Origin of the sequence: Cupriavidus sp. WS (assembly GCF_000395345.1) — a bacterium.
In the GTDB taxonomy this organism is placed as follows: domain Bacteria; phylum Pseudomonadota; class Gammaproteobacteria; order Burkholderiales; family Burkholderiaceae; genus Cupriavidus; species Cupriavidus basilensis_B.
The window spans coordinates 1-26,415 of the sequence record NZ_AQPL01000308.1; the positions used below are offsets into that span (position 1 = coordinate 1).

General features: G+C 67.7%; 20 protein-coding genes and 1 tRNA gene. 10 read left to right on the plus strand and 11 right to left on the minus strand.

The window, feature by feature from the left end:
- A partial coding sequence (locus K206_RS0123680; protein WP_029044004.1) for an ESPR-type extended signal peptide-containing protein occupies window positions 1–3,005 on the minus strand: 3,005 nt, incomplete at its 3' end.
- 726 nt (window positions 3,006–3,731) lie between these two features.
- On the opposite strand from K206_RS0123680, the gene K206_RS0123685 reads away from it, so the two are divergent.
- From K206_RS0123685 to K206_RS0123705, 5 genes are all read left to right on the plus strand, one after another.
- On the plus strand, window positions 3,732–4,178 hold the full coding sequence (locus K206_RS0123685) for a hypothetical protein (RefSeq protein ID WP_020204875.1): 447 nt from the start codon (window positions 3,732–3,734) through the stop codon (window positions 4,176–4,178).
- A 161-nt stretch (window positions 4,179–4,339) separates the two neighbouring features.
- A complete protein-coding gene (locus K206_RS0123690; RefSeq protein ID WP_020204876.1) occupies window positions 4,340–5,686 on the plus strand; it encodes a TolC family protein in 1,347 nt (448 codons plus the stop codon).
- A 2-nt stretch (window positions 5,687–5,688) separates the two neighbouring features.
- Entirely contained in the window at window positions 5,689–6,849 is a 1,161-nt protein-coding gene (locus K206_RS0123695) for an efflux RND transporter periplasmic adaptor subunit (protein ID WP_020204877.1), read from the plus strand.
- Between the two features lie 6 nt (window positions 6,850–6,855).
- Complete coding sequence (locus tag K206_RS0123700; protein WP_029044005.1) at window positions 6,856–9,975, plus strand: efflux RND transporter permease subunit; 3,120 nt, start codon at window positions 6,856–6,858, stop codon at window positions 9,973–9,975.
- A gap of 169 nt (window positions 9,976–10,144) precedes the next feature.
- Window positions 10,145–10,220: transfer RNA gene (locus K206_RS0123705), tRNA-Asn, on the plus strand.
- A 99-nt stretch (window positions 10,221–10,319) separates the two neighbouring features.
- Here K206_RS0123705 and fdhE read toward each other — a convergent pair.
- Genes fdhE through fdnG form a run of 4 tightly spaced genes read right to left on the minus strand, consistent with a single transcriptional unit; the run spans window position 10,320 to window position 15,868 of the window.
- Complete coding sequence (gene fdhE / locus K206_RS0123710) at window positions 10,320–11,237, minus strand: formate dehydrogenase accessory protein FdhE (RefSeq protein WP_020204879.1); 918 nt, start codon at window positions 11,235–11,237, stop codon at window positions 10,320–10,322.
- On the minus strand, window positions 11,234–11,884 hold the full coding sequence (locus K206_RS0123715; RefSeq protein ID WP_020204880.1) for a formate dehydrogenase subunit gamma: 651 nt from the start codon (window positions 11,882–11,884) through the stop codon (window positions 11,234–11,236). Before K206_RS0123715 ends, fdhE begins: the two co-directional genes overlap by 4 nt.
- A 4-nt stretch (window positions 11,885–11,888) precedes the next feature.
- Entirely contained in the window at window positions 11,889–12,812 is a 924-nt protein-coding gene (gene fdxH / locus K206_RS0123720; RefSeq protein ID WP_020204881.1) for a formate dehydrogenase subunit beta, read from the minus strand.
- 5 nt (window positions 12,813–12,817) lie between these two features.
- Window positions 12,818–15,868, minus strand: coding sequence for a formate dehydrogenase-N subunit alpha (gene fdnG, locus K206_RS0123725; RefSeq protein ID WP_155888198.1), 3,051 nt, complete (start codon window positions 15,866–15,868; stop codon window positions 12,818–12,820).
- A gap of 707 nt (window positions 15,869–16,575) precedes the next feature.
- Here fdnG and K206_RS0123730 point away from each other — a divergent pair.
- The 3 genes from K206_RS0123730 to K206_RS0123740 are packed head-to-tail and all read left to right on the plus strand — an operon-like array spanning window position 16,576 to window position 19,208.
- A complete protein-coding gene (locus K206_RS0123730) occupies window positions 16,576–18,180 on the plus strand; it encodes a methyl-accepting chemotaxis protein (RefSeq protein ID WP_020204883.1) in 1,605 nt (534 codons plus the stop codon).
- A gap of 26 nt (window positions 18,181–18,206) precedes the next feature.
- The gene (locus K206_RS41830; RefSeq protein WP_020423877.1) at window positions 18,207–18,539 is read left to right on the plus strand and encodes a hypothetical protein; all 333 of its coding nucleotides are present in this window, start codon (window positions 18,207–18,209) and stop codon (window positions 18,537–18,539) included.
- 27 nt (window positions 18,540–18,566) lie between these two features.
- Window positions 18,567–19,208: a DUF6436 domain-containing protein gene (locus K206_RS0123740; protein WP_020204885.1), complete on the plus strand. Its 642-nt coding sequence runs from the start codon at window positions 18,567–18,569 to the stop codon at window positions 19,206–19,208.
- Here K206_RS0123740 and cyoE read toward each other — a convergent pair.
- Genes cyoE through cyoA form a run of 5 tightly spaced genes read right to left on the minus strand, consistent with a single transcriptional unit; the run spans window position 19,169 to window position 23,951 of the window.
- Window positions 19,169–20,056, minus strand: coding sequence for a heme o synthase (gene cyoE / locus K206_RS0123745; RefSeq protein WP_020204886.1), 888 nt, complete (start codon window positions 20,054–20,056; stop codon window positions 19,169–19,171). The genes K206_RS0123740 and cyoE overlap by 40 nt on opposite strands.
- A 38-nt stretch (window positions 20,057–20,094) precedes the next feature.
- Entirely contained in the window at window positions 20,095–20,427 is a 333-nt protein-coding gene (gene cyoD, locus K206_RS0123750; RefSeq protein ID WP_029044009.1) for a cytochrome o ubiquinol oxidase subunit IV, read from the minus strand.
- A 2-nt stretch (window positions 20,428–20,429) separates the two neighbouring features.
- Complete coding sequence (gene cyoC / locus K206_RS0123755) at window positions 20,430–21,077, minus strand: cytochrome o ubiquinol oxidase subunit III (RefSeq protein WP_020204888.1); 648 nt, start codon at window positions 21,075–21,077, stop codon at window positions 20,430–20,432.
- A 2-nt stretch (window positions 21,078–21,079) separates the two neighbouring features.
- Window positions 21,080–23,056: a cytochrome o ubiquinol oxidase subunit I gene (cyoB, locus tag K206_RS0123760; protein ID WP_020204889.1), complete on the minus strand. Its 1,977-nt coding sequence runs from the start codon at window positions 23,054–23,056 to the stop codon at window positions 21,080–21,082.
- Window positions 23,057–23,063: 7 nt separating this feature from the next.
- A complete protein-coding gene (gene cyoA / locus K206_RS39095; RefSeq protein ID WP_231401662.1) occupies window positions 23,064–23,951 on the minus strand; it encodes a ubiquinol oxidase subunit II in 888 nt (295 codons plus the stop codon).
- Window positions 23,952–24,019: 68 nt separating this feature from the next.
- Between cyoA and K206_RS43835 the strand changes: the two genes are divergently transcribed.
- Window positions 24,020–24,175 (plus strand): hypothetical protein, encoded by a 156-nt coding sequence (locus K206_RS43835; RefSeq protein ID WP_196812915.1) that lies wholly within the window; start codon window positions 24,020–24,022, stop codon window positions 24,173–24,175.
- 271 nt (window positions 24,176–24,446) lie between these two features.
- Entirely contained in the window at window positions 24,447–25,427 is a 981-nt protein-coding gene (locus tag K206_RS0123770; RefSeq protein ID WP_020204891.1) for a carbon-nitrogen hydrolase family protein, read from the plus strand.
- A 60-nt stretch (window positions 25,428–25,487) separates the two neighbouring features.
- Here the strand turns inward: K206_RS0123770 and dapA are convergent, their stop codons facing one another.
- Entirely contained in the window at window positions 25,488–26,414 is a 927-nt protein-coding gene (gene dapA / locus K206_RS0123775) for a 4-hydroxy-tetrahydrodipicolinate synthase (RefSeq protein ID WP_020204892.1), read from the minus strand.
- Window position 26,415: the final 1 nt, after the last annotated feature.

Sequence of the window (26,415 nt, forward strand, 5' to 3'; positions counted from 1 at the left end):
ATCACACCCGAGAAGGTGTCGCCGGCGTTGGTCAGCGTCAGTTCCTTGCTGCCGAGCGCCACATTGCCAGAGCCGGCCAGCGATTGGATCGAGGTGCCGCTGGTCGTAGCGGAGATGTCGAACGTGCCGTTATCGGTGACCTTGCTGGAACTCGCAATGCTGCCGCTGCCCGAGAGAGCCAGCGTGCCTTCGCTACCGATGGCCGTGGCACCAGTGTAGGTGTTGGTACCCGACAGGGTTTCGGTACCGCCGTTGATGTTGATCCCGCCGCTGCCCGCGATCACCCCCGAGAACGTATCGCCAGCATTGGTCAGCGTGAGGTCCTTGTTACCGAGCGTGACGTTGCCGGACCCGGCCAGCGACTGAATCGAGGCTCCGCTGGTCGTAGCGGAGATGTCGAAGGTACCGTTGTCAGTGACCTTGCTGGAACTGGCGATGCTGCCATTGCCCGACAACGCCAGCGAGCCTTCGCTACCGATGGTGGTGGCGCCGGCATAGGTATTGGTGCCCGACAGGGTCTCGGTGTCGCCGTTGACGTTGACCCCGCCGTTGCCAGCGATCACACCGGAGAAGGTATCGCCGGCGTTGGTCAGCGTGAGGTCCTTGCTGCCGAGCGCGACATTGCCAGAGCCGGCCAGTGATTGGATCGATGCCCCGCCGGTGGTGCCGGAGATGTCGAAGGTGCCATTGTCGGTCACCTTGCTGGAGCTCGCGATGCTGCCATTGCCGGACAACGCCAGCGAGCCTTCGCTACCGATGGTGGTGGCGCCGGCATAGGTATTGGTGCCCGACAGCGTTTCGGTACCGCCGTCGACGCTGACCCCGCCGCTGCCAGCGATCACACCGGAGAAGGTATCGCCGGCATTGGTCAGCGTCAGGTCCTTGTTACCGAGCGTGACGTTGCCGGACCCGGTCAGCGACTGAATCGAGGCCCCGCTGGTCGTGCCCGAAATATCGAAGGTGCCGTTGTCGATGACCTTGCTGGAACTGGCGATGCTGCCGCTGCCCGAAAGAGCCAGCGTGCCTTCGCTGCCGATGGTCGTGGCACCGGTATAGGTGTTGGTACCCGAGAGCGTTTCGGTACCGCCGTTGACGCTGACCCCGCCGCTGCCAGCGATCACACCCGAGAAGGTGTCGCCAGCATTGGTCAGCGTGAGGTCCTTGCTGCCGAGCGTCACATTGCCGGAGCCGGCCAGCGATTGGATCGAAGCCCCGCTGGTGGTACCCGAAATATCGAATATGCCATTGTCGGTGACCTTGCTGGAGCTCGCGATGCTGCCATTGCCCGACAGCGCCAGCGTCCCTTCGCTGCCGATGGTCGTTGCACCGGTGTAGGTGTTGGTGCCCGAGAGCGTTTCGGTGCCGCCATCGACATTGACGCCACCGCTGCCACCGATCACGCCCGAGAAGGTGTCGCCAGCATTGGTCAGCGTCAGGTCCTTGCCGCCGAGCGCGACATTGCCGGAGCCGGCGAGCGACTGGATCGAAGCTCCGTTGGTCGTGCCCGAAATATCGAAGGTGCCGTTGTCGGTGACCTTGCTGGAACTGGCAATGCTACCGCTGCCCGAGAGAGCAAGCGTCCCTTCGCTACCGATGGTGGTGGCGCCGGTATAGGTGTTGGTACCCGACAGGGTTTCGATACCGCCGTTGACGTTGATCCCGCCCGAGCCAGCGATCACACCCGAGAAGGTGTCGCCAGCATTGGTCAGCGTCAGGTCCTTGCTACCGAGCGCGACATTGCCGGACCCGGCGAGCGACTGGATCGAAGCTCCGTTGGTCGTGCCCGAGATGTCGAAGGTGCCGTTGTCGGTCACCTTGCTGGAACTGGCGATGCTGCCATTGCCGGACAGCGCCAGGGTGCCGCCGTTGTCGATGGTGGTGGCGCCGGTGTAGGTGTTGGTGGCGCTGCTGACTACTTCGCCGCCACCCTTGACCTCCAGCGGGCCGGTGCCGGAGACGGTGCCCGTCAGGGTGACGGTGTGGCCGTTGCTGTCGAGCGCGCCGCCGGCATCCTGCAGCGTGATGTTCTTGCTGGTGGTAGTGTCCGCGCCGTACTGGAGCGTTCCGCCGGAGAATGACAGCGAGGACTGCGAATACGCGCCGCTGTTGGTGCTGAACACGGAGGGCGATACGTCGCCGCTGGTCGTGTCGAATACCGTCGAGGTGGGGGTGCCCACAGGCGTGCCGGTAAAGCTGCCGGCAATGCCGCTGACGTAGAGCACCGGGTCCACGCCGGTGTCGTTCCAGTTATAGGAAGCGAAGCCCAGCGTATAGACGCCCGACACGGGAATGGTGAAGCTGGTGGTGATCCAGGTGGTGGAGCCGTAGCTGCCGAGGATCAGCGTGTCCGACGAGGGGCCCGAGGTGTCGCCTGCCTGGCCCGTGCCGTTGCGGGCGAGCACATCTATCGATTCCGTGCCGTTGCCCGACACGGAAAACATCACGCCGTCGTTGAAAGGCTGGTAGTCCTGTGCGGCATAGGCCCAGGCGAAGGAGTAGGTGCCGGCAGCCAGGCTGACGGATTCGCTTAGCACGCCGAAGTTGGTCGCGTTGCCTCCCAGATACGACTGCAGGGTGGTGGCGTTGAGCCCGAGCAGGCTGGCGGCCTGGGCCGCCACGACCGTGCTGTCGGTGGGGGAGACGCGGGCCATCGTCTCGCCTTCGGCCGGGGTGAGGGAGAAGGGATTGCCGCCGATGTTGAAGGACTGGGTGGTGGTGAGCAACTGCACGTTGCCGCCCGTCGCCCAGCCGGTCAGGCCGTTGGAGAAGTCGATGATGGGGCTGGTTGCCCAACTGCTGCCGGCGCACAGGAAGGCGACCAGCGCGAGCGGCGTCGCCCGCAGGCCTGGCGTGGCCGCCAGGCGCCTGGCCGGAGTGGCGCCGGTGCGCCGCGCCTTGTCCACCGTGCCTTGGCCGGCGCTTTTTCCGTTCGAGCGTGCGCATTCCGATACCGCAACACGCATCCTGGCGGCCTTGTTCCAGACAAGGCGATAAATCTTGTTCATTCCAACCCCAATGGATCTCGATATTCCCTGTGCCTGTCGAGCAGACAGGAAAGGCGTGCTGATTCTGTATTGCCGGGTATATCGAAAATGGTCCCGATTCTGTTTTTATGATGCTGCTGGCGTGGTAGAGAAAATGTGGAATCCCGCTATGTCTTTTCCTTTCGCTGCGGTTTGTCGGTGGTGGTTGCGCTGATGGGCTGGCGGCGATGCGGTCAGGCGCCGCGCCGGCCATGGCGGGCGATCGGCCGTGTCTCCATCGAGGGGAGGCGCCACGGCATTGCGGGCAGGGGAAGCCGGGGAAAATCGATTGCCATCATTTACTTGCGAGCAGTTCCGAAGCGGTAAATGGCGGCAGGGCCAGCTGTGCCGCGCTGATTAACTGGTAATGACCGCATAAACCCACAAGCGACGATTTTGCTGGAGCGCGCCGGTTTCCGATCCCCTCCGAAGGCTGGCCCACCGTGAAGGGGGGAACCAAGAAAGGCAGGCGGCGCACCGGGCACTGCGGGGCTGGCCGCATGCCGCGCTCCGGCGCCCCCGGCGCCCATGTCCGGAGCGCACCGGATTCTTGTCCGTTTCCAACGGAACGCCGGGTGCCTTTCCCTGTCTATGTTGAGCATCCACGCTACAATGCTGCCGCGCACCATCCATGCGCCGCTTGCATCAAGCGGTTGCCGCGCCACCTGGACCGCCCCTGTTTTTACCCTCGTCTTCGCCCCCAGACCGATGCGATCCCTGCTGTTCCTGCTCACCGCCTTGTGCCTGTCTCTGCTGTCCTTCGGGGCGGCGGCGAACGTGCATGCCGGCGGCGCGCAGCCCGAGGCGGCGCGCGCGGAGGCGTTCGCCGCGGCGGTGCCGCGCGCGCTCGACGGGCTGGACGGCGTCGCCGATCCCGGCCGCGTGGTGGCGCCCGGCGACGACGGCCTGATGGCCGAGGCGGAGCCCGAAACGGTGGCGGTGGCGGAGGACGAGCCGCCCGGCTACTGCGAGATCTGGTCCGCCGACCTGCTCGATCCGCTCGACCTGCTCGACGAGATCGAGGAATCCAGCGCGCTGTTCGTGCTGCCCGCCGTGCGCGTTTCGCCGCCGCCCATCGCGCGCGCGCGGCCGTTCCCCGCACCTCCGGCACCGTTGCCGGCGGCGTTCTTCAAGCCGCCCATCTCCCTGATCTGACAGCCCCGGCAATCCCGGCGCGCATCGCGCGCGCCCGGGATGCGTTCCCATTGCCTGGGCGCCCCGGTCCGCTCGCCACCGCGCGCGCGGACTGACTGCCGCCGCGCGCCGTGCGCGCGCCGGTGGCGGGCGCGCAGCCGTCTTGCCTGCCCCCTTTCGTCATGCAGATCAAACAGATCAGACAGATCACGATGTATTCCGTGGTGGCGTTGCTGCCGCTCGGCGCCTTGCCGGCGCTGGCGGCGCAGACGTTCACCTTGCCCGAGCTGCTGTCCTTGTCGCAGTCCACCAACAAGGGTGTCGAGGCGGCCCAGGCCGGCGTCGACGCCGCCAGTGCCGCCGTGACCAGCGCGCGGGCCTATCCCAATCCGCAGGTGGAGGTGCTGTACGGCCGGCTGTCGCCGCGCAGCGCCGGCGTGGCCGGCGGCCCCGCGCCGACCGTGGCGATCACCCAGAAACTGGACTATCCACAGCAGCGCCGGCTGCGCGCCGACATGGCCGGGCGCAGCCTGGAGGCCACCGAGGCGGGCCGCCAGGCGTTCCGGGCCGAGCTGGCCGCGCGCGTCAAGACCGCGTATTTCGAGGTGCTGCGCCGCGAGACCGAGCAGGCCGCGGCGCAGGACGACCTGGCCATGATGCGGCAGATCCACGACCGCGCGCGCCTGCGCGTGGAGGTGGGCGAGGCGCCGCGCTACGAGCTGATCAAGGCCGAGACCGAATTGCTGAGCGCGCAGAAGACGCTGCAGAGCGCGCACCTGCGCGTCAAGCAGGCCAAGGCGGCGCTGCGCCAGCAGGTCGGCGGCGCCATGCCGGCCGACTACGCGGTGGCCGGCAGCCTGAGCCAGCAGGCGCCGCTGCCGGCCTTGCCGGTGCTGCGCGACACCCTGGGCGGCAGCAATGCCGAGCTGGCCCAGCGCCGCCTCGAGGCGGACCGCGCCAGCCTGGCGGTGGACTACCAGCGTTCGCTGCGGCTGCCCGAGCTGGCCGTGCGCGCCAGCGCCGCGCGCGAGCCGGACAACACCGTCTCGCAGGTCGGCCTGACCCTGACCATCCCGCTGTGGGACCGCCGCACGGGCCCGGTGGGCGAGGCCACCGCGCAGGCGATCCAGGCCCGCACCGCGCTGGAGCTGCGCGAGTTCGAGCTGCGGCAGGAACTGGAAACCGCCTACCGCCAGTACGAGATCACGCAGGCGCAGGTCGGCGCGCTGGAGGGCGGCATCGTGCGCCAGGCGGAGTCGGCGCTGGCGGTGGCCGAGTCGGCCTACCGCTTCGGCGAGCGCGGCATCCTCGATTACCTGGACGCCCAGCGCGTGCTGCGCGGCGCGCGCAGCGACCTGATCGCGGCCCAGTACGAATTGCAGACCGCCACCATCCAGATCGAGAAGCTGCTGTCGAGCGTGCCCGGCGATGCCGCGGCGGCGCCGGCTCTCGCGCCATCTGTGGCGCCATCTCTGGCGTCACCTCCCGCAGCGTCTCCCGCTTCCACGGCACCTACGGAACCCAACTAAGCATGCGTCCCCATTTCCTTCTTTCCCTGACGGCAACCGCAGCCCTGCTGTTCTCCCTGGCCGGCTGCTCCGACGATCCCGCGCCCGCCGCCGAGGCGCCCAAGCTGCCGCCGGGCGTGGTCAGGCCCGAGCCGGCCCTGCAGCAGACGCTCAAGGTGGCGCCGGTGGCCACCAGCGCCTTCAGCGAGGTGCTGCGCGTGGCCGGCCGCATCGATTTCGACGAGCAGCGCGTGGCGCGCATCGGCGCCAGCGTGACCGGTCGCGTGACCGATCTCTACGGCATCCTCGGCCAGGAGGTCAAGGCCGGGCAGGTGCTGGCGCGCCTGCACAGCAGCGAGCTGGGCACGGCGCAGCTGGCCTTCCTCAAGGCCGAGTCGCAGACCGATCTGCAGGCCCGCAACGCCGAGCGCGCGCGCCAGCTGTTCGCCGCCGACGTGATCGGCCGCGGCGAGCTGCAGCGGCGCGAGAGCGAGCTGGCGATCGCCTCGGCCGAGATGCGCGCCTACCGCGACCAGCTGCGCGTGCTGGGCATGTCGGCCGCGGCGGTGGCGCAACTGGCCAGGAGCGGCAGCATCGATTCGTATTCGCCGGTGTTCTCCAGCATCAGCGGCACGGTGGTGGAGCGCAACGTGGCGCAGGGCCAGGTGGTGCAGCCGGCCGACGCGCTCTACACCGTGGCCGACCTGTCGCGCGTGTGGGTGGTGGCGGAGGTGCCCGAGCAGCAGGCCGCGCTGGTGGCCGAAGGCCAGAGCGTGGACATCGAGGTGCCTTCGCTGGGCAACGGCGCCGGCCGCAAGCAGATCACCGGCAAGCTGATCTACGTGGGCCGCACGGTGAACCCGCAGACGCGCACGGTGCTGGTGCGCACCGAGCTGGAGAACAAGGAGGGCCGCCTCAAGCCCGCCATGCTGGCCAGCATGCTGATCAACAGCGCGCCGACCGAGCAGCTGGTGATCCCCGAGTCGGCCATCGTGCGCGACGGCAACGACGAGCAGGTCTACGTGGAGCTGCCCGGCGGCCAGTACCGCCTGGCCAAGGTCAGGCTGGGCGCGGAGAGCGACGGCATGCGCGTGGTCCACAGCGGCGTGAAGGCCGGCGACCGCGTGGTGGTGGATGGCGCCTTCCATCTGGACAACGAGCGCAAGCGCCTGGAACAGGGATAAGCGGCCATGATGAAATCCCTTGTGGAAGCCGCCATCAAGCAGCGGCTGGTGGTGTGCGTGCTGGCGGTGGTGCTGTTCTTCTTCGGCCTGCGCGCGGCCACCAAGTTGTCGGTGGATGCGTTTCCCGACGTGACCAACGTGCAGGTGCAGATCGCCACCGAGGCCACCGGCCGCTCGCCGGAGGAGGTGGAGCGCTTCGTCACCGTGCCGATCGAGATGGCCATGACGGGCCTGCCCGGCCTGGAGGAGATGCGCTCGCTCAACAAGGCGGGCCTGTCGCTGATCACGCTGGTCTTCACCGACGCGACCGACGTGTACTTTGCCCGCCAGCTGGTGATGGAGCGCCTGATCGAAGTGGGCGGGCGCATGCCCGAGGGCGTGACGCCGGTGCTGGGCCCGGTCTCCACCGGCCTGGGCGAGGTCTACCAGTACACGCTCGACCGCGCCGACGACGGCAGCCGCGCGCTGACCACGGACGAGCTTTCCGAGCGCCGCATCGCCCAGGACTGGGTGGTGCGCCCGCTGCTGCGCTCGATTCCCGGCGTGGCCGAGATCAACTCGCAGGGCGGCTACGTCAGGCAGTACCAGGTGCTGGTCAACCCGGAGCGCATGCGCCACTACCAGATCACGCTGCAGCAGGTCTACCAGTCGCTGGCGCGCAACAACGCCAACTCCGGCGGCGGCGTGCTGCCGCACTACGCCGAGCAGTACCTGATCCGCGGCGTGGGCCTGGCCAGGGGCGTGGACGACATCGGCAGCATCGTGCTCAAGGAGGTGGCCGGCACGCCGGTGTACGTGCGCGACGTGGCCGACGTGGCGGTGGGGCACGAGGTGCGGCAGGGCGCGCTGGTCAAGAACGGCGAGACCGAGGCCGTGGGCGGCATCGTGATGATGATGCGCGGCGGCAACGCCAAGGAAGTGGTGAGCCGCGTCAAGGCCCGCGTGGCCGAGATCAACGAGCGCGGCATGCTGCCCGGCAAGCTGCAGATCGTGCCGTACTACGACCGCAGCGAACTGGTGGACTCTGCCTTGTGGACCGTGACCAAGGTGCTGCTCGAAGGCGTGGTGCTGGTGGTGATCGTGCTGTTCCTGTTCCTCGGCGACGTGCGCTCGTCGGTGATCGTGCTGGCCACGCTGGTGCTCACGCCGCTGCTGACCTTCATGGTGATGAACCAGGTGGGCCTGTCGGCCAACCTGATGTCGCTGGGCGGGCTGGCCATCGCCATCGGCCTGATGGTGGACGGCTCGGTGGTGGTGGTGGAGAACGCCTTCGAGCGGCTCGGCTACCGCGAGAAATCGCGCCTGAGCAAGACCGAGATCCTGGTCAAGGCGGTGCAGGAGGTGGCCACGCCGGTGATCGTGGGCGTGGGCATCATCATCCTGGTGTTCCTGCCGCTGATGACGCTCAAGGGCATGGAGGGCAAGATGTTCGCGCCGCTGGCGTTCACCATCTCGATCGCGCTGGCGATCTCGCTGCTGCTGTCGCTCACGCTCTCGCCGGTGCTGGCGTCCTACCTGCTCAAGGGCGGCTCCGAGCACGACACGCGCCTGATCGCGTTCATGAAGCGCCATTACCTGCGCATGCTGCGCTGGGCGCTGGCCAACAGCCGCAAGACCGTGATCGGCGCGGTGGCGGCGTTCGGCGCCACCCTCGCGATCGTGCCGCTGCTGGGCACGTCCTTCATCCCCGAGATGAAGGAAGGCTCGATCGTACCCGCGCTCGACCGCGTGCCCAACATCTCGCTGGAGGAATCCATCAAGCTGGAGATGGCGGCCAACAAGCTGGTGTTGTCGGTGCCGGGCGTGAAGTCGGTGGTGTCCGGCGTGGGCCGCGGCGAAAGCCCGGCCGACCCGCAGGGCCAGAACGAGTCCACGCCCATCGCCAGCCTCAAGGACCGCGACGAGTGGCCCGACGGCTGGACCCAGGACGACATCGCCAACGGCATCCGCGAGAAGCTCAAGGCCATCCCCGGCGTGCAGATCGTGATGGCGCAGCCGATCTCCGACCGCGTCGACGAGATGGTCAGCGGCGTGCGCTCGGACGTGGCGGTGAAGGTGTTCGGCGACGACCTCGACAAGCTGCGCGACCTCGCCGGCGAGATCGCGCGCGTGGCCGGCGGCATCCCGGGCTCGCAGGACGTGCGCATCGAGCGCATCTCCGGGCAGCAGTACCTGTCCATCGAGATCGACCGCCAGGCGATCGCGCGCTACGGCCTGAACGTGTCCGACATCCACGACATCATCGAGATCGCCATCGGCGGCAAGCGCGCCACCGACATCTTCGAGGGCGAGCGCCGCTTCGCCGCGGCGGTGCGCCTGCCCGCGGACTTCCGCGACAACGTGCAGGCCATCCGCCAACTGCTGGTGGCCACGCCCAACGGCGTCCAGGTGCCGCTGCAGAGCGTGGCGAAGATCGAGGTGACGGACGGCCCGGCGCAGATCAGCCGCGAGATGGCCAAGCGCCGCGTGGTGGTGATGATCAACGTCAAGGACCGCGACCTGGGCGGCTTCGTCGCCGAACTGCAGCAGGCGGCCGGCAGCAAGGTCAAGCTGCCCGAGGGCTATTACCTCGAGTGGGGCGGCCAGTTCCAGAACATGGAACGCGCGATGGGCCACCTGAAGATCATCGTGCCGGTCACGGTGGCGGCGATCTTCTTCTTGCTGTTCCTGCTGTTCAACTCGCTGCGCTTCGCCACGCTCATCATCACCGTGCTGCCGTTCGCCTCCATCGGCGGCATCATCGGCCTGTTCGTCACCGGCGAATACCTGTCGGTGCCGGCCTCGGTGGGCTTCATCGCGCTGTGGGGCATGGCCGTGCTCAACGGCGTGGTGCTGGTGTCCTACATCCGCACGCTGCGCGACTCGGGCCTGCCGCTCGACGACGCGGTGGTGCAGGGCGCGGCCCAGCGCTTCCGCCCGGTCATGATGACCGCCACCATCGCCATGCTGGGGCTGGTGCCGTTCCTGTTCTCCACGGGGCCGGGCTCGGAGGTGCAGCGCCCGCTGGCGGTGGTGGTGATCGGCGGGCTGATCACCTCGACGCTGCTCACGCTGGTGATGGTGCCGACGCTGTACCGCTGGTTCGACAACCGCGAGCCGGCGCCGCGCAAGGACGTGTCGGTGTGAGGCCGTGCGGGCCGCCGGCGGCGGCCTGCCGTGCTTGGCATGCGCGGGCCGCCTAGTGTGGCGGAGTCGGTGGCCCGCGCAAAATCACTGGACAATCGCCGCGGTTGTTGTACAATCCGGGCCTTCGTTTGCATCGGTTTCCATCGGTTGCCGCTGCATCGGTCGTTGTTCCCCGATAGCTCAGTCGGTAGAGCGCCGGACTGTTAATCCGTAGGTCCCTGGTTCGAGCCCAGGTCGGGGAGCCAAGAAATTCGAGGGCCTGCAGCGTTGCCGCTGCAGGCCCTTTTTTCATTTCCGGATGCGGGTGCGCGCCGCGGTCCGTCCCGGCCGGGACGGCTCCGCGTTCAGGCCTCGAAGGCGAACGGGCTGACGCCGGTCCGCCCGTAGCCCTCCTGCGCGACGGCGGCGTCGAGCGCGAGCGTGGCGAGGTCGTCCGCGCAGACTTCCACGTGTTCGTCGCGCTCGCGGTAGAAGGCCTTGAGGTAGCCGTGGCAGTCGCCGCAGCTCTCGGCCTTGACCGGCGCCTCGAGGTCGTCGAGGCTCCAGTAGTCCAGCTTGGCGGCGCTGCCGCAGTTGGAGCACTTCGAGCGCACCATGTGCCAGCGGGTCTCGCACAGCGGGCAGTGGAGATAGCGCAGGCCGGCGCGGTCGCCGTTCATGATGAGGCTGCCGGCCGGCGCGCAGCCGCACAGCGGGCAGAGGCTGCTTTCCTGCCGCGAGGCCGGCGCCTGGGGTTCGGCCAGGACGAAATCGGCGTACTGCGCCGCGGTGAGCGACAGCGCGGTCCAGAGGAACAGCGCGGCGCCCGCGCCGATCTCGCCGGACTTGCCGTCGAGCAGTTTCGCCGCCATCTGCGCCCGCGCCGCGTCGTCAGCGCGGCGCAGCGGCTCGAGCGCGTCGAGCACGCTCTGCGGCGCGGTCGCGCGCGCGTGGTCGAGCAGCTGGCCGAGCGCGGCCATCCAGTACGACCGCACGGGCTCTTCGTCCAGGCCGGCGCGCACCGGGCCGCTCGCGCCGTCGCGCGGGCCGGTGGTTGCCGGCCGCGGCAGCGGCTCGCCGAGAAGCAGCTCGCGCTGCCGGTCGACCAGCGCCGCGATGAAGCGCAGGTAGCCGGCTTCCGGATGGTCCGCGGCCAGGTGCCGCAGGCGGGCGGAGCGGTGCGCGTAGAGCACGTCCAGTTTCGGCCGCAGCAGCGGCTCGATGTCCTTGACGCCGGGGCTGCGCTTGTCCAGCGCGACGGTGTCCGTGACGGGCCGGTTCATCGCCGGCGTCCGTCGGACTTGCCGGCGCCGGCGATCTCGTCGTACCAGCGGTCGTGGTGATGCCGCGCCCAGGCGCGCGACACGTAGCCGGTCAGCATGCCGGAGATCGAGCCGCGCACCCAGATCGCCAGGTAGACGTGGCCGGCGATCAGGAGCACCAGCCCGATGCCCGCCATCGCATGCAGCAGCAGCGCCAGGCGGATCACGGGGATCGGGAAGTACCCGGAGAAGTAGCGGCGCCAGATGACCAGGCCGCTGGCCAGCAGCGCGGCGATGGCCAGCATGATGAGCCAGAACAGCACCTTCTGGCCGGCGTTGTACTTGCCGATGCGCAGCTTGTGCGCGGCGGGCGTGTTGAGCACCACCGCCTTCACGTTGCGGAACCAGAGGCGGTCGCTCTTGACCAGCACGTTGTGATGGGCGAAGCGCGCGAACATGAAGGCGAGCAGGATGAACACCAGGACGCCCAGGAACGGGTGCAGCACGCGCGCGAGCTGCGGCGTGCCGAGCACGCCCGACAGCCAGCTCAGGCTGGGGAAGAACCACGACAGGCCGGACAGCGCCACGGGAATGAAGCAGGCCACCATCAGCCAGTGGCACAGGCGCTCGGCGAACCCGGTGCGCAGGATCGGTTCTTTTTCGGTCATGGCGTCACTCCTCCGTCGCCGCGGTCTTGCGGCTGGCCGCCTGCGGGTCGTCCGGCTCGTCGTCCGGCGCCTTGGGGACGTTGGGCCCCACGCCCACGTAGTGGGTGAGGAAGCCCGCCACGGTCGCGGCGAAGGCCAGGCCGGCCACGGGCTTGAGCCAGTCCTTCCAGCCCCGGACCATCGCGCTGATCTTCGGGTCGCGCGGCAGCTTGTGGTACAGCTCGGGCTTGTCCGCGTGCTGGAGCACGTACATGACGTGGGTGCCGCCGACGCCTTGCGGGTCATAGAGCCCGGCGCCGTCGTAGCCGCGCGTCTTCAGTTCCTCGACGCGGCTCGCGCCGAGCACCTTCATGTCTTCCTTGCTGCCGAAGCTGATGGCGCCGGTGGGGCAGGTCTTCACGCATGACGGTTCCTGTCCCACGCCGACGCGGTCGGAGCACAGCGTGCACTTGTAGGCCTTGTTGTCCTGCTTGCTGATGCGCGGCACGTCGAACGGGCAGCCCGCCACGCAGTAGCCGCAGCCGATGCAGTGTTCCGACTGGAAGTCGACGATGCCGTTGGCGTACTGGACGATCGCGCCGGGGCTCGGGCACGCCTTCAGGCAGCCCGGGTCCTCGCAGTGCATGCAGCCGTCCTTGCGGATCAGCCATTCCAGCTTGCCGTTCTCGTGCTCGACCTCGTCGAAGCGCATCAGCGTCCAGGTCTGCGGGCTGAGGTCGGCCGGGTTGTCGTAGACGCCGACGTTGTGGCCGACCTCGTCGCGCAGGTCGTTCCACTCGGAGCAGGCCACCTGGCAGGCCTTGCAGCCGATGCACACGGACACGTCGATGAGCTTGGCCACCTCGGTCTGGTGCTCGCGGGCGCGCGGCGCCGGCGTGAAGTTGCTGGTCGCCGAGCGCCGGATGATGTTCTGGGATTGCATGGACATGGCGGTCAGGCTTTCTCGATGTTGACCAGGAAGGCTTTGTATTCGGGGGTTTGCGAATTGGCGTCGCCCACGCTCGGGCTGAGCGTGTTGGCGAGGAAGCCCTTGCGCGTCGCGCCCTCGTAGCCCCAGTTGCAGGGAATGCCGATCTGCTCGAGATCCTGGCCGGCGACCTTCAGCGTCTTCACCCGCTTGGTGACTACTGCCTTGGCCTTGATGTACCCGCGCTTGGTCGTGATCTTGACCATGTCGCCGTGGGCGATGCCCTTGCGGGCCGCGAGCGCGGTGCCGATCTCCACGAACTGCTCCGGCTGCATGATGGCGTTCAGGCGGGAGTGCTTGGTCCAGTGGCGGAACAGCTCCGTCAGGCCGTAGGTGGTGGCCACGTACGGGAACTCGTCGCGGGTGCCCATGCGCTTGCGGTCATTGGGGAGGACGCGCGCGGTTGGGTTGTACGTCACCGCCGGATGCAGCGGGTTGCTCACCAGCGGGCTCTCGATCGGCTCGTAGTGCTCGGGGAACGGGCCGTCGACCATGCCGCCGACCGAGAACAGGCGTCCCACGCCTTCGGGCAGCATGATGAACGGGCTCACGCCGCTGCCCGGCGCCGCCGTCGCGGGGTAGTCGGGCACGTCGCTGCCGGACCAGCGCCGGCCATCCCACGACACGATGATGCGCTCGGGGTCCCACGGCTTGCCCATCGGGTCGAGCGAGGCGCGGTTGTACAGGATGCGGCGGTTGGCCGGCCAGGCCCAGGCCCAGCCGGGCGTGGCGCCGTGGCCGGTGTCGGTGTTGTCGCGCCGGGCCATCTGGTTGCCGGCCTGGGTCCAGGAGCCGCAGAAGATCCAGTTGAAGCTGGCGGTCGAGCCGTCGTCGCGCAGCTGCCCGAATTCGGACAGCAGTTCGCCCTTGCGCGCGAAGATCTGGCCCTGGTCGTCGCGCAGGTCTTCGAGCGCGTAGCCGTTGGCTTCCTTGGCGACTTCCTCCGGCTCCGGGTTGTACGGGTCCTGGTAGTCCCACGTCATGTTCAGCACCTGCTCGGGGCAGGCGCCGCCTTCCTTCGCATAGAGCTCGCGCATCTTCATGAAGATGCCGCCGAGGATGCGGCCGTCGTGGCGCGCTTCGGCGGGCGGCTCGGCGCCGGCGAAATGCCACTGCAGCCAGCGGCCGGAATTGACGATCGCGCCGTTTTCCTCGGCGAAGCAGGAGGAGGGCAGGCGGAACACCTCGGTCTGGATCGCGGCCGGGTCGACGTCGTTGAACTCGCCGTGGTTGCGCCAGAACGTCGAGGTCTCGGTCTGCAGCGGGTCGATGATGACGAGGAACTTGAGCTTGGCCAGCGAGGCGCGGATCTTGTTGGAGTCCGGCATCGCGGCGATGGGGTTGAAGCCCTGCGCGATGTAGCCGTTGACCTTGCCTTCGTACATGCGGTCGAAGAAGGCCAGCATGTCGTAGCTCTTGTCCCACTTGGGCAGCCAGTCGTAGCCCCAGTCGTTGGCGCGCGTGGCGTGCTCGCCGTAGAGGCTCTTCATCAGGCTGACGAAGAACTTGGGCGTGTTCTTGTAGTAGTTCACCTGGCCGGGCAACTGCTCGGCGGGCGTGCTGGCGTCCAGGTACTGCTTCAGCGTCTGCTGGCTGTCCGAGGGCAGGTTGAGGTAGCCCGGCAGGCGCAGCGACAGCAGGCCCAGGTCGGTGTAGCCCTGGATGTTCGAGTGCCCGCGCAGCGCGTTCACGCCGCCGCCGGCCATGCCGATATTGCCGAGCAGCAGCTGGATCATCCCCGAGCCGCGGATGATCTGCGCGCCGCTGCTGTGGTGCGTCCAGCCCAGCGCGTAGAGGAACGTCGCGGTGCGGTTGGGCGCGCTGGTCGAGGCCATGATCTCGCAGATCCGCAGGAAGTCTTCCTGCGGCGTGCCGCAGATGGCCGAGACCATTTCCGGCGTGTAGCGCGCGACGTGCGCCTTGAGCAGGTTGAAGACGCAGCGGGGATGCGCAAGCGTCGGGTCCTGCAGCGCGTGGCCGTTGGCGTCCAGCTCGTAGAGCCAGGTGCGGTTGTCGTACTTGCCGGCGGCGCTGTCGAAGCCGCTGAACAGGCCTTCGTCGAAGCGGTAGCCCTCGCTGACGATCAGGCTGGCGTTGGTGTAGGCCTTGACGTACTCGTGCTGGATCTTGTCGTGGTCGAGCAGGTACTTGACCATGCCCATCAGGAAGGCCACGTCCGAGCCGGCCCGGATCGGCGCGTAGATGTCCGCGACCGACGCGCTGCGGTTGAAGCGCGGGTCCACCACGATCACCTTGGCGCCGTTGCGGATCTTGGCCTCGATGACCCACTTGAAGCCGACCGGGTGCGCCTCGGCGGGGTTGCCGCCCATGATGAGGATGACGTTGGCGTTCTTGATGTCGACCCAGTTGTTGGTCATCGAGCCGCGGCCGAACGTCGGCGCCAGCGCCGACACGGTGGGCGCGTGGCACACGCGGGCCTGGCAGTCCAGGCCGAGGATGCCCAGCGCCCGCGCGAACTTGAAGTCGAGGATGCCGGTCTCGTTGCTGGCCGCCGACGAGGCCAGCATGCCGCTCGACAGCCAGCGGTTGACCAGCTCGCCCTTCTCGTTGCGCGCGATGAAGTTCTTGTCGCGGTCGTCCTTGAGCAGGCGGGCGATGCGCGTGGTGGCCTCGTCCCAGCTGATGCGCTTCCATTCGTTGGAACCGGGCGCCCGGTATTCCGGGTATTTCAGGCGGTTCTCGCTATGAATGAAATCGACCAGGCCGGCGCCCTTGGGGCAGAGCGAGCCGCGGCTGACCGGATGGTCGGGATCGCCTTCGATGTGGAAGATGCTGGCCTTGGCGTTCTTGGCGCCGTCTCCCGTGCTGTACATCAGGAGGCCGCAGCCGACCGAGCAATAGGTGCAGTTGTTGCGGGTTTCCCTGGCGCGCAGCAGCTTGTACTGCCGGATGTCGGCCGCCCTTGCCGGACTGGGCGCGAACCCGAGGGCCGTTGCCGTGGCGGTGGCCGCCCCTGCGCCGCATAACTTCAGAAACTGCCTTCGACCGAAATGCAGGTTCGCGCGTGTGTTCGCGCGTGTTTTGGGGGCTTCACTTTGCATTTGAATTGTATCCATACAGAAATTCGTATGTATGGATCTATAAAAGTTACGCGAACTGTAGATGAAATTTCCACGGATTGCCAGAGACAGGTCCTTGTGAACATAACTCGATGGCTAAAAAGTCACATATTTGACGTGTCTTGGCAGCAAATATGAGATAAAAGACATATTAGCGAAGCCAAAGCGACTTTTATCGATCCCGCCTTGCGCTGGGAAAGCCGTGTGGCGCTTTGCTGGCTTTGTCAAGTCATCTAGTCGTTTTATGTCCATGCAGTTCATGTCATGCTATGCTTTGACAGATTATTTTCCATACGTATTGATATTGTATGGATATGCATTGGATATACCTTGGACATCCACCGTGCCGGTCCGCGCCGATAGCCATCTGGCACCTCCGGCGGCCGCCTCGCGCGCATTACCGCGGGCATTGCCTGTAGCGCCGGGCCTGCGCGGCCCCGACGCGCGCGCCTGCCGTGCGTGATGCGCGTGCATGGGTGCGAGGCACAACGCCGGGCGACCCGGTGCGCGCGGATGCGTCTAAATGTCGCAATTAATTCGGAATGGAATTGATTTGGCCTATTGGGATAAAAGTTATTTTTCATCGCGCAAAAATTGGCCCATGAAATAATTGAAAAAAATAACCAGATCACAAGGGGTTCGATATGCTGTTTTCCAGAATGCGGGTAAGCGCGCGGCTTTACGCCGGATTTGGCCTGATCTTCGCCGTGCTCGTCGCGGTGACCGCGGTGGCGATGGTCAAGGTAGACGTCATCAAGAGCGCGCTGCATGCGAACAGCGAGCGCCATGCGGTGATCCAGCGCTATGCGATCAATTTCCGCGGTTCCGCGCATGACCGCTCGATCGCGGTGCGCGACGTGGTCCTGGCCGCAACGCCCGCCGAGCGCCAGAAGCAGGTCGATTTCATCGCGGCCAGGGCTCGCTTCTACGCCGACTCGACCGCGGGCATCGAGTCGCTGCTGGCCTCCACCCGGACCTCGCAGGAGGTGCTGGCGCTGTATCGCGACATTCGCGCGGCCGAGGCTGCCGCGGTGGCCACCACCAATGCGATCATCGCGGGAACCGCCGCCGATGCGCTTTCGCAGCCGGCTATCCGCGAATTATTGTGGGAGCGCGCAAAACCGCAATACGAGCAATGGCTGGCCACCATCAACCGGCTTATCGATTTCGAGGAAAAGCGCATTCGCCAGGAAAATGACACGGCATTGTCCGAGGCTGGTGGTTTCCTGAATCTGATGCTGACCGCGCTGGCGCTCGCACTGGTCATCAGCGCGCTGGTGGCGTGGCGGGTATCGCGCAGCATCCTGCAGCAGCTGGGCGCGGAGCCGAGCGCGCTGGCCGAAGTCGCCAGGAATGTCTCGGAAGGCGACCTCAGCCCCTATGCCGATGGCCGGCAGGCGCCGCCGGGCAGCGTGCTGGCGTCGCTGTCGGTCATGCGCGAAAGCCTGGCCGGCGTGGTCGGCGACGTGCGCTCGGCATCGGATGTGCTGGCCACCGATTCGACCGGCATCGTGGAAGGCAACAGCGGCCTGATGCGGCGCACCGAGGCGCAGGCCGCCAGCCTGCAGCAGACCGCCGCGTCGATGAGCCAGATGACGGGCATCGTCCGCAACAACGCGGAGTCCGCCCGCCAGGCGGCCCAGCTCGCCGTTGCCGCCAACGAGGCGGCGCAGAAGGGCGGCGCGGCGGTCGGGCAGGTCGTCTCGACCATGAGCGAGATCGCGGCGAGCTCGAAGAAGATCGCGGACATCATCGGCGTGATCGACGAAATCGCCTTCCAGACCAACCTGCTCGCGCTGAACGCGGCGGTGGAGGCGGCGCGCGCGGGCGAGCAGGGGCGCGGATTCGCCGTGGTCGCGGGCGAGGTGCGGCGGCTCGCGCAGCGCTGCGCGGGCGCGGCCAGGGAGATCAAGACGCAGATCGACGCCAGCGTCTCCAGGGTCGAGGCCGGCTCCAGCCTGGTCGGCGCCACCGGCACGACGATGGCCGACATCGTGAGCCAGGTCCAGCGGGTTGCCGCGCTGATCGCGGAGATCAGCGCCGCGACCAGCGAGCAGACCGAGGGCATCGCGCAGGTCAGCGACGCCGTCACCCAGCTCGATCAGGTGACGCAGGAGAACGCGGTGCTGGTCGAGCAGAGCGCCAGCGCGGTCGACGGGCTCAGGCACCAGGCGGCGCATCTGGCGCAGGTCGTGAGCGTGTTCAAGCTCGGCGGCCGGGCGCCGGCGCCGGCCCTGGCGGCGGCGTAGTGGCCGCGCAGCACGGGCCCGCAGCCATGACGACGCCTGCCGATCCGGTTTCCCGCGTGCCCGCGGGCCAGTCCGCGGACTTGCGCGCCGGCGACGAGCCGCCGTCTCCGGCGCAGCGGCGCAGGTTCGCCTTGGTCATGGCCGCCGGCGGCGTCTTCGTCGCGCTGCTGCTGGGCGCCTTCGTCTTCGGCGTCTCGCGCCCGCAGACCGCGGCGGCCGAGGCGGCCGAGCGCCACGCCGTCGCGCAGTGCTGGCGCCGCAGCCAGGCGGCGGCGTCGCCGGCCTCCCGCAGCTTCCAGGCGGAAGCCTGCCGGGAGATGGAAAAGCAGTTCCGCAGCAAGTTCCGGCGCGCGCCCTGACTGCGCGCGCCGGTGGAGCGTATTCGCATGTCCCTTTCTTCAGCGGACGCCGGCAGCCAGCCGGCGCTTCCTTTCCTGCGCCGCCGGGCGGTGGTGGTGTTCCTGTGCGTCGCGGTCGCCATCCTCACCGCGACCGGGGTCGGCTTGTGGCGCTACTTCGGCGTGGGCGGCCTGCGCACCTACGCCGATCGCGCCGTGGTGTTCGGCGATGCCGACCTGCGCCTGCCGCCGGAACTGGCCGGCAACACCGGCCGCATCCGGGTGGTCCATTTCTGGGACCCGGACTGCACCACCTGCAACAAGGAGACCGACGCGCACCTGAACTACCTGATGCAGATGTACCGCAACGCCAAGGTCGACTTCTACAGCGTGCAGAAGCCGGGCACGCATGGCGTGCTGGCGCCGTTCCTGCAAGGCAAGCTCAGGCCGCTGGCGCGCATCGAAGGCATGGAGCGGCTGCCGGCCAGCCCGTCGATGGCGATCTGGGCGGCCGATGGCCGGCTGGCGTACGCCGGGCCCTACAGCCAGGGGCTGGTGTGCAGCTCGGCCAACAGCTTCGTCGAGCCGATCCTCGACAAGCTCGTCGCCGGGCAGCGGGTCGAGCCGTTCTCGATGCTGGCGGTCGGGTGTTACTGTCCCTGGAGCGCGACGCCGGACGGCGCCCGGTAGAAGTCCACCGACATCGCGAAGCTCAGCACGGTGATGATGGCGATGGAGGCGAAGAACAGCTTGCGCGCCCACCGCCGCTGGTCGCCGGCGGTGCGGCCCGCCAGCCCCAGCCTGAACCAGTAGATGCCGCTCGCCAGCGCGGCGAGCATGTACAGCCATCCGGTATAGCCCAGGACGCCGAGCATCAGCGTGGCGCCGGTGAACGCGGCGATGTAGGCGACGATGTGCCGCCTGGCCGCGGGCAGGCCCCTGACCACCGGCAGCACCGGGATCGCCGCGGCGCGGTAGTCGGCGGCGCGGAAGATGGCGATGGCGTAGGAATGCGGCATCTGCCACAGGCTGAACATCACCAGCAGCGTCAGCGCGGCCGCGTCGAAGCGCCCGCTTGCCGCGCAATAGCCCACCACCGGCGGCATCGCCCCCGAGATGCTGCCCACCAGCGTGCCGTGCACGGAGCTGCGCTTGAGGCAGAGCGTGTACGCGCCCACGTAGACCGCGTAGCCGATCGTCACGAGCGCCACCGGCATGACCTGCCGGGTGGCCGCGTAGAGCAGGCCGGCGCCCGCCAGCCCCAGCACGCACGCGTAGAGCAGGGCCAGCGGCATGGGCACCGCGCCGGTGACCATCGGGCGGTTGCGGGTGCGCGCCATCAGGCCGTCGATGTCGCGGTCGACGATGTTGTTGACCACGCAGCCCGAAGCAATCACCAGCGCGACGCCCAGCGCCACGAGGCAGCCCCTGGTCCAGTTGATGTCTCCCCGCGAGGCGAGCAGGAAGCCGCCCGTCACGGAGATCATGTTGCCCATCACGATGCCGGGCTTGGTGAGTTGAAGATAGGGGCGATACATGGTTTCGGGATGCGGGGGGCGCGGCGCGGGCCGTGGCCTCAGTTGATCATCATGTTGTAGTGCATGCTCCAGATGATCCAGACCGACAGCGCCACGATGATGAAGAGGATGACCAGGGTGAACACGAAGCTGATCAGGTTCCAGCCGCCTTCGGACGAGCGGTTCATGTGCAGGAAGAAGACCAGCTGCACCACGAGCTGCGCGACCGCGAACGCCACCGCCAGCAGCAGCGTGGCCGGGCGCGACAGCACCGGGTGCATGATCAGCGCGAACGGGATCACGGTGAGGATGGCCGACAGCGCGAAGCCGATGTTGTAGGAGCGCGCGCTGCCGTGGCTCTCGCCGGCGCGGGTAGTCGCATGGTTGGCCATGATCAAAATGCTCCGAACAGGTAGACGATGGTGAAGACGCAGATCCAGACCAGGTCCAGGAAATGCCAGAACAGGCTCAGGCACGACAGGCGGGTCACGCTGGTGGGCGTCAGGCCGCGCGTGGCGACCTGGTGCAGCAGCACGGCCATCCACACCAGCCCGGCCGCGACGTGCAGCCCGTGCGTGCCCACCAGCGCGAAGAAGCCCGACAGGAACGCGCTGCGGCTCGGGCCGTGGCCGGCCGCGATCAGGTGATGGAATTCGTGCAGCTCCATGCCGACGAAGACCGCGCCCAGCGCGAAGGTCAGGCCCAGCCAGCGCAGCACGCCGGCCTTGTCGCGGCGGTGCACGGCGAGCATGGCGTAGCCGTAGGTGATGCTGGAGAACAGCAGCACGAAGGTCTCGGCCAGCACGAAGGGCAGCTCGAACAGGTCCTTCTGCGTCGGACCGCCCGCGTAGGCGCCGCTGAGCACCACGTAGGAGGCGAACAGCGAGCCGAACAGGATGCAGTCGGACATCAGGTAGACCCAGAGTCCGAGGACCTTGGCCGAGCCGTGGGCGTGGCCGTCCTGCCCGTGCTCGTGCTCGTGCCCGTGTTCTTGCCCGCGGGCGTGCGCCTTGGCGGCGTGGTTCAGGATGTGAGTGGTCATGGTCAGGCAGCCTTGCGCGCCAGGGTGGAGACGTGCGCATGCTCGATGCGCGCCACTTCCTCGGCGCTGACGTAGTAGTCGGTGTCGTCGTCGTAGGAGCGCACGATCAGCGCGGCGACGGTGGCGATCGCGCCGGCCGACGCCAGCCACCAGATATGCCAGATCAGCGCGAAGCACAGCAGCAGGATGAACACGTTGACGATGAACGGCACGCCCGTGTTGCGCGGCATGTGGATCGGCTCGTAGTGCGCGGGCGGCGGCGGCAGGCCGCGCTTCTTGGCGACGTGGAAGGCATCGATCGCGTCGACCTGCGGCACCACCGCGAAGTTGTAGAACGGCGGCGGCGAGGACGTGGCCCATTCCAGCGTGCGCGCGTTCCACGGGTCGCCGGTGAGGTCGCGGTTGTGCCTGCGGTCGCGGATGCTGACGATCAGCTGCAGGACCAGGAACGCGATGCCGGCCAGCACGAACAGCGCGCCGACGAAGGCGACGTGCAGGTACGGCGTCCAGGCCGGGTTGTCATAGTGGTTCAGCCGGCGCGTCATGCCCATGAAGCCCAGCATGTACAGCGGCATGAAGGCCAGGTAGAAGCCGATGACCCAGCACCAGAACGAATACTTGCCCAGGCGCTCGTTGAGCTTGAAGCCGAACACCTTGGGGAACCAGTAGTACAGCCCGGCGAAGTAGCCGAACAGCGCGCCGGCGATGATGGTGTTGTGGAAGTGGGCGACCAGGAACAGGCTGTTGTGCAGCAGGAAGTCCGCGCCCGGGATGGCCAGCAGCACGCCGGTCATGCCGCCGATCGTAAACGTCACCAGGAAGGCCAGCGTCCACAGGATCGGCGGCGTGAATTCCACGCGCCCGCCGTACATGGTGAACAGCCACGTGAAGATCTTCACGCCGGTCGGGATGGCGATGATCATCGTCATGATGCCGAAGAAGGCGTTGACGTTGGCGCCCGAGCCCATCGTGAAGAAGTGGTGCAGCCACACCAGGAACGACAGGATGCCGATGGCCAGCGTGGCGCCCACCATCGACTTGTAGCCGAACAGCGCCTTGCGGGCGAAGGTCGCGGTCACTTCCGAGAAGATGCCGAAGGAGGGCAGCACCAGGATGTACACCTCGGGGTGGCCCCAGGCCCACACCAGGTTGACGTACATCGTCGGGTTGCCGCCCAGCGCGTTGGTGTAGAAGTGGAAGTCGAGGTAGCGGTCCAGCGTCAGCGCGGCCAGCGCCACGGTCAGGATCGGGAACGCGGCGATGATGATGACGCTGGTGACGAACACCGTCCACGTGAAGATCGGCATCTTCATCAGGGTCATGCCGGGCGCGCGCATCTTCAGGATGGTGACGAACAGGTTGACGCCGGTGAGCAAGGTGCCGAGCCCGGACGCCTGCAGCGCCCATATGTAGTAGTCCACCCCCACGCCCGGACTGAACTCGAGGTCGGACAGCGGCGGATAGGCGACCCATCCGGTCTGCGCGAACTCGCCCACGCCCAGCGAGAGCATGACCAGCACCGCGCCCACCACGAACAGCCAGAAGCTGAAGGCGTTGAGGAACGGATAGGCCATGTCGCGCGCGCCGATCTGCAGCGGCACCACCACGTTCATCAGCCCGACGATGAACGGCGTGGCGACGAAGAAGATCATGATCACGCCGTGCGCGGTGAAGATCTGGTCATAGTGGTGCGGCGGCAGGAATCCCTCGCTGCCCGGGCCGGCGACGGCCAGCTGGGCCCGCATCATGAGCGCGTCGGCAAAGCCGCGCACCAGCATGACCACGGCCACCAGCACGTACATGACGCCGATGCGCTTGTGGTCGACCGTCGTGATCCAGTCGCGCCACAGCACGTTCCACTTGCGGAAGTAGGTGATCGCCGCCAGCAGCGCGAGGCCGCCGATGGCGATGACGGCCAGCGTGATTGCGATGATGGGCTCGTGCAGCGGCACGTCGGCCCAGGTCAGTTTGCCGAACATGAATGTCTTACTCCTTGTTTGCCGACAACGTGCCCGCGGCGGGCGTGTCGGGCGCGGTAGGCGCGGCGGCGGGCACGATGGCGCTGGCGCTGGTGTTCGCGCCGGCGCCGACGAACTGGTCGATCACCTTCTTGAACAGGCCGGGCTGGACCTGCGAGAAGTGCACGACGCTGTTGCGCTGGCTGGGCCTGGCCAGCTTGAGGAAGGTGTCGAGGTCGAGCGTCAGCGGCGAGCTCCTGACCTGGGCCACCCAGCGCTGGAAGCCTTCCTCCGTGGTGGCCGTGGCGACGAACTTCATGTCCGAGAAGCCGTGGCCGCTGTAGTTGCCCGACATCCCGCGGTATTGCCCCTGCTCGTTGGCCATCAGGTGCAGGCGGGTGCGCATGCCCGCCATCGCGTACACCTGGCCGCCCAGCTGCGGGATGAAGAAGGTGTTCATGGTGGAGTTGGAGGTAATGCTGAACGCCACCTGGCGGTGCTCGGGGAAGGTCAGTTCGTTGACCGTGGCGATGCCGAGGTCGGGATAGACGAAGACCCATTTCCAGTCGGTGGCGATGACCTCGACGTTGATCGGCGCGCCGGGCACGTCGAGCGGGCGGTAGGGGTCGAGCGCATGGGTCGAGCGCCACACGATGACCGACAGCGTCGCGATGATGACGAGCGGCACGCCCCACACCACGATCTCGATCCCGGTCGAGTGGGCCCAGTCGGGCGTGTATTTGGCCTTCGGATTGGTGGCGCGGTATTTCCAGGCAAAGACGAACGTCAGCACGATGGCCGGCACGACGACGAACAGCATCAGGCCGATGCAGGTGATGATGAGGTCGCGCTGTGCAATGCCGACGGCGCCTTTCGAGTTGAACAGCACCCAGCTACAGCCGCTGAGATTCGACAAGGCCAGTGCGGCCAGCGGGTAACGAAGGCAATTTCGGTAGGTTTCTCTCATTTCAAGACCTCGGTTCCATGAACCGCTTCAAGGGGCGGCGCAAGACGGGGGCGGACGATCCTTGCGAGCCGGGGGAATGGTGTCAGGCGCTGGCGCGCGCCGGCGGCGAGCGGCAGGCGCGCGGTTTTCCATACGATCCACATAGATCCATACAGTTTGTTGTGTTTAATTAGTGTATGTATTGTATGGCATTGTGTATGCGTTTGTGTTGTGATTTTGTATGGTCTGGGTCGAGGGGCGAAGATGCCATTCCATCCGCCGCGGATGCCGCGGCGCGCCTGTGGCCGCCGCGCTGCGGCGGCGCAAAGCAAGGTGTGGACTGGCATTGCCTGCGACTATGCGTCGCGCCCGCGCTTGGGTATGATGTGACCATACAAACAATTTCACATACCATACATAGTTTGCTTTGTATGGATTTATTCACCGCAACAGGGAGAACCCGCCATGTCCCATCCAGCCCCGTACCGCGCCGCCGTCGTCCAGGCGGGATCGCTGATCTACGACACGCCCGCCACGCTGGCCAAGCTGGCCGACCTGACCAGCGACGCGGCCAGCCGCGGCGCGAAGCTCGTGGTCTTTCCGGAAGCGTTCGTGGGCGGATACCCCAAGGGGCTCGATTTCGGCGCCCGGCTCGGCACGCGCAGCGACGAGGGGCGCGACGAATTCCGCCGCTACCACGAAGGCGCGATCGAGGAGGGCGATGCGTCGTGTGCGCTCATTGCCGAGGCCGCGCGCGCGAACGGCGTGCATCTGGTGGTCGGCGTGATCGAGCGCGCCGGGGGCACGCTGTATTGCAGCGTCTTGTTCTACGGCCCCGACGGCAGCCTGCTCGGCAAGCACCGCAAGCTGATGCCCACGGCGCTGGAGCGCCTCGTCTGGGGATTCGGCGACGGCTCGACGCTGCCGGTGCTCGATTCCGGGCTGGGCAAGATCGGCGCGGTGATCTGCTGGGAGAACTACATGCCGCTGCTGCGCACGGCCATGTATGCGCAGGGCGTGCAGGTGTACTGCGCGCCCACCGTGGACGCGCGCGATACCTGGCTGCCGACCATGCAGACCATCGCGCTCGAGGGCCGCTGCTTCGTCGTCTCGGCGTGCCAGTACATGACGTCGTCGGATTTTCCCGCCGGCCATCCGGCGCGCGCGGCGGGCGCCGCGCCGGACGTGCTGATCCGCGGCGGCTCGTGCATCGTGGACCCGCTCGGCAAGGTCCTGGTGGCGCCGTCATTCGAGGGCGAGGGCATCTTCCTCGCGGAGATCGACCTGGGCGAAATCGCGCGCGGCAAGTATGACCTCGACGTGGTCGGGCACTACGCGCGGCCGGACATCTTCCACTTGAGCGTCAACCGCGCGCGCCAGGCGCCGGTTTCCTTCCCTGGCGAGGCGGGGCAGCAGGCGCCGGCGTGCGGCGCCGGGACGGCGTGAGCGCCGCGTCCTGAAGGCGCCGGCGCGGGCGCATCGCGCGCGCCGCGGGCGCGCGATGGCTCAGGCCAGCGCGGCAGAGCCGCCCGCGTCCGCCAGCACGATGCCGGCCTCGCGCATCGCCGCCGCCACGCTGCCGGCATGCCCGGGCGACAACGGCGTGAGCGGGAGCCGGATGCCCTCGCGGATCAGGCCCATCCGCTGCATGGCCCACTTGACCGGGATCGGGTTCGATTCGACGAACAGCGCCTGGTTGATCGCGGCCAGGCGGCGGCTCAGCCGGCGCACGGCGGGCACGTCGGCGGCGAGGGCGGCGTCGCAGAGCTCGCGCATCATGACCGGCAGGATGTTGGCCGTCACCGAGATATTGCCGCGCGCGCCCAGCAGGATCAGCGCGGCGGCGGTGGCATCGTCGCCGCTGTACACGGAGAATTCCGGCGGCAGCCGGTGGAACAGCTCGTTGGCGCGCGCGAGGTCGCCGGTCGCGTCCTTCAGGCCGACGATGCCGTCGATCGCGGCCAGCGCCAGGATCGTCTCCACCGTCATCCTGGCGATGGTCCGGCTCGGCACGTCATACAGGATGACCGGCACCTCGGCGCGCTCGGCGATGGCGCGGAAATGCGCGTAGAGGCCGGCCTGCGTCGGCTTGTTGTAGTAGGGCACCACGGACAGGCACGCCGCCACGCCGGCGTCCTGCGCCGCCAGGGTGAGCTCGATCGCCTCGCTGGTGGCGTTGGCGCCGGTGCCGCCGATGATCGGGATGCGGCCGGCGGCATGCGCCACGGCCACGCGGATGAGCGCGATGTGGTCGGCCGGCGCGATGGTCGGGGTCTCGCCCGTGGAGCCCATGATGACCAGCGCGCTGGTGCGCGCCGCGATGTGCCAGTCGATGAGCTCGCGGTAAGCCGCCCAGTCGATGGCGCCGTCCGGAAACATCGGCGTCACCAGGGCGACGAGGCTGCCGCGGATATTCAGGTCTTTGCCTGCCATG

Bases quoted from the DNA above. Each gene is read 5' to 3' on its own strand.
- K206_RS0123685 (WP_020204875.1), top strand. From the start codon at position 3,732: ATGCGATCCCTGCTGTTCCTGCTCACCGCCTTGTGCCTGTCTCTGCTG.
- K206_RS0123690 (WP_020204876.1), top strand. From the start codon at position 4,340: ATGCAGATCAAACAGATCAGACAGATCACGATGTATTCCGTGGTGGCG.
- K206_RS0123695 (WP_020204877.1), top strand. From the start codon at position 5,689: ATGCGTCCCCATTTCCTTCTTTCCCTGACGGCAACCGCAGCCCTGCTG.
- K206_RS0123700 (WP_029044005.1), top strand. From the start codon at position 6,856: ATGATGAAATCCCTTGTGGAAGCCGCCATCAAGCAGCGGCTGGTGGTG.
- fdhE (WP_020204879.1), bottom strand. From the start codon at position 11,237: ATGAACCGGCCCGTCACGGACACCGTCGCGCTGGACAAGCGCAGCCCC.
- K206_RS0123715 (WP_020204880.1), bottom strand. From the start codon at position 11,884: ATGACCGAAAAAGAACCGATCCTGCGCACCGGGTTCGCCGAGCGCCTG.
- fdxH (WP_020204881.1), bottom strand. From the start codon at position 12,812: ATGTCCATGCAATCCCAGAACATCATCCGGCGCTCGGCGACCAGCAAC.
- K206_RS0123730 (WP_020204883.1), top strand. From the start codon at position 16,576: ATGCTGTTTTCCAGAATGCGGGTAAGCGCGCGGCTTTACGCCGGATTT.
- K206_RS41830 (WP_020423877.1), top strand. From the start codon at position 18,207: ATGACGACGCCTGCCGATCCGGTTTCCCGCGTGCCCGCGGGCCAGTCC.
- K206_RS0123740 (WP_020204885.1), top strand. From the start codon at position 18,567: ATGTCCCTTTCTTCAGCGGACGCCGGCAGCCAGCCGGCGCTTCCTTTC.
- cyoE (WP_020204886.1), bottom strand. From the start codon at position 20,056: ATGTATCGCCCCTATCTTCAACTCACCAAGCCCGGCATCGTGATGGGC.
- cyoD (WP_029044009.1), bottom strand. From the start codon at position 20,427: ATGGCCAACCATGCGACTACCCGCGCCGGCGAGAGCCACGGCAGCGCG.
- cyoC (WP_020204888.1), bottom strand. From the start codon at position 21,077: ATGACCACTCACATCCTGAACCACGCCGCCAAGGCGCACGCCCGCGGG.
- cyoB (WP_020204889.1), bottom strand. From the start codon at position 23,056: ATGTTCGGCAAACTGACCTGGGCCGACGTGCCGCTGCACGAGCCCATC.
- K206_RS43835 (WP_196812915.1), top strand. From the start codon at position 24,020: ATGAACCGCTTCAAGGGGCGGCGCAAGACGGGGGCGGACGATCCTTGC.
- K206_RS0123770 (WP_020204891.1), top strand. From the start codon at position 24,447: ATGTCCCATCCAGCCCCGTACCGCGCCGCCGTCGTCCAGGCGGGATCG.
- dapA (WP_020204892.1), bottom strand. From the start codon at position 26,414: ATGGCAGGCAAAGACCTGAATATCCGCGGCAGCCTCGTCGCCCTGGTG.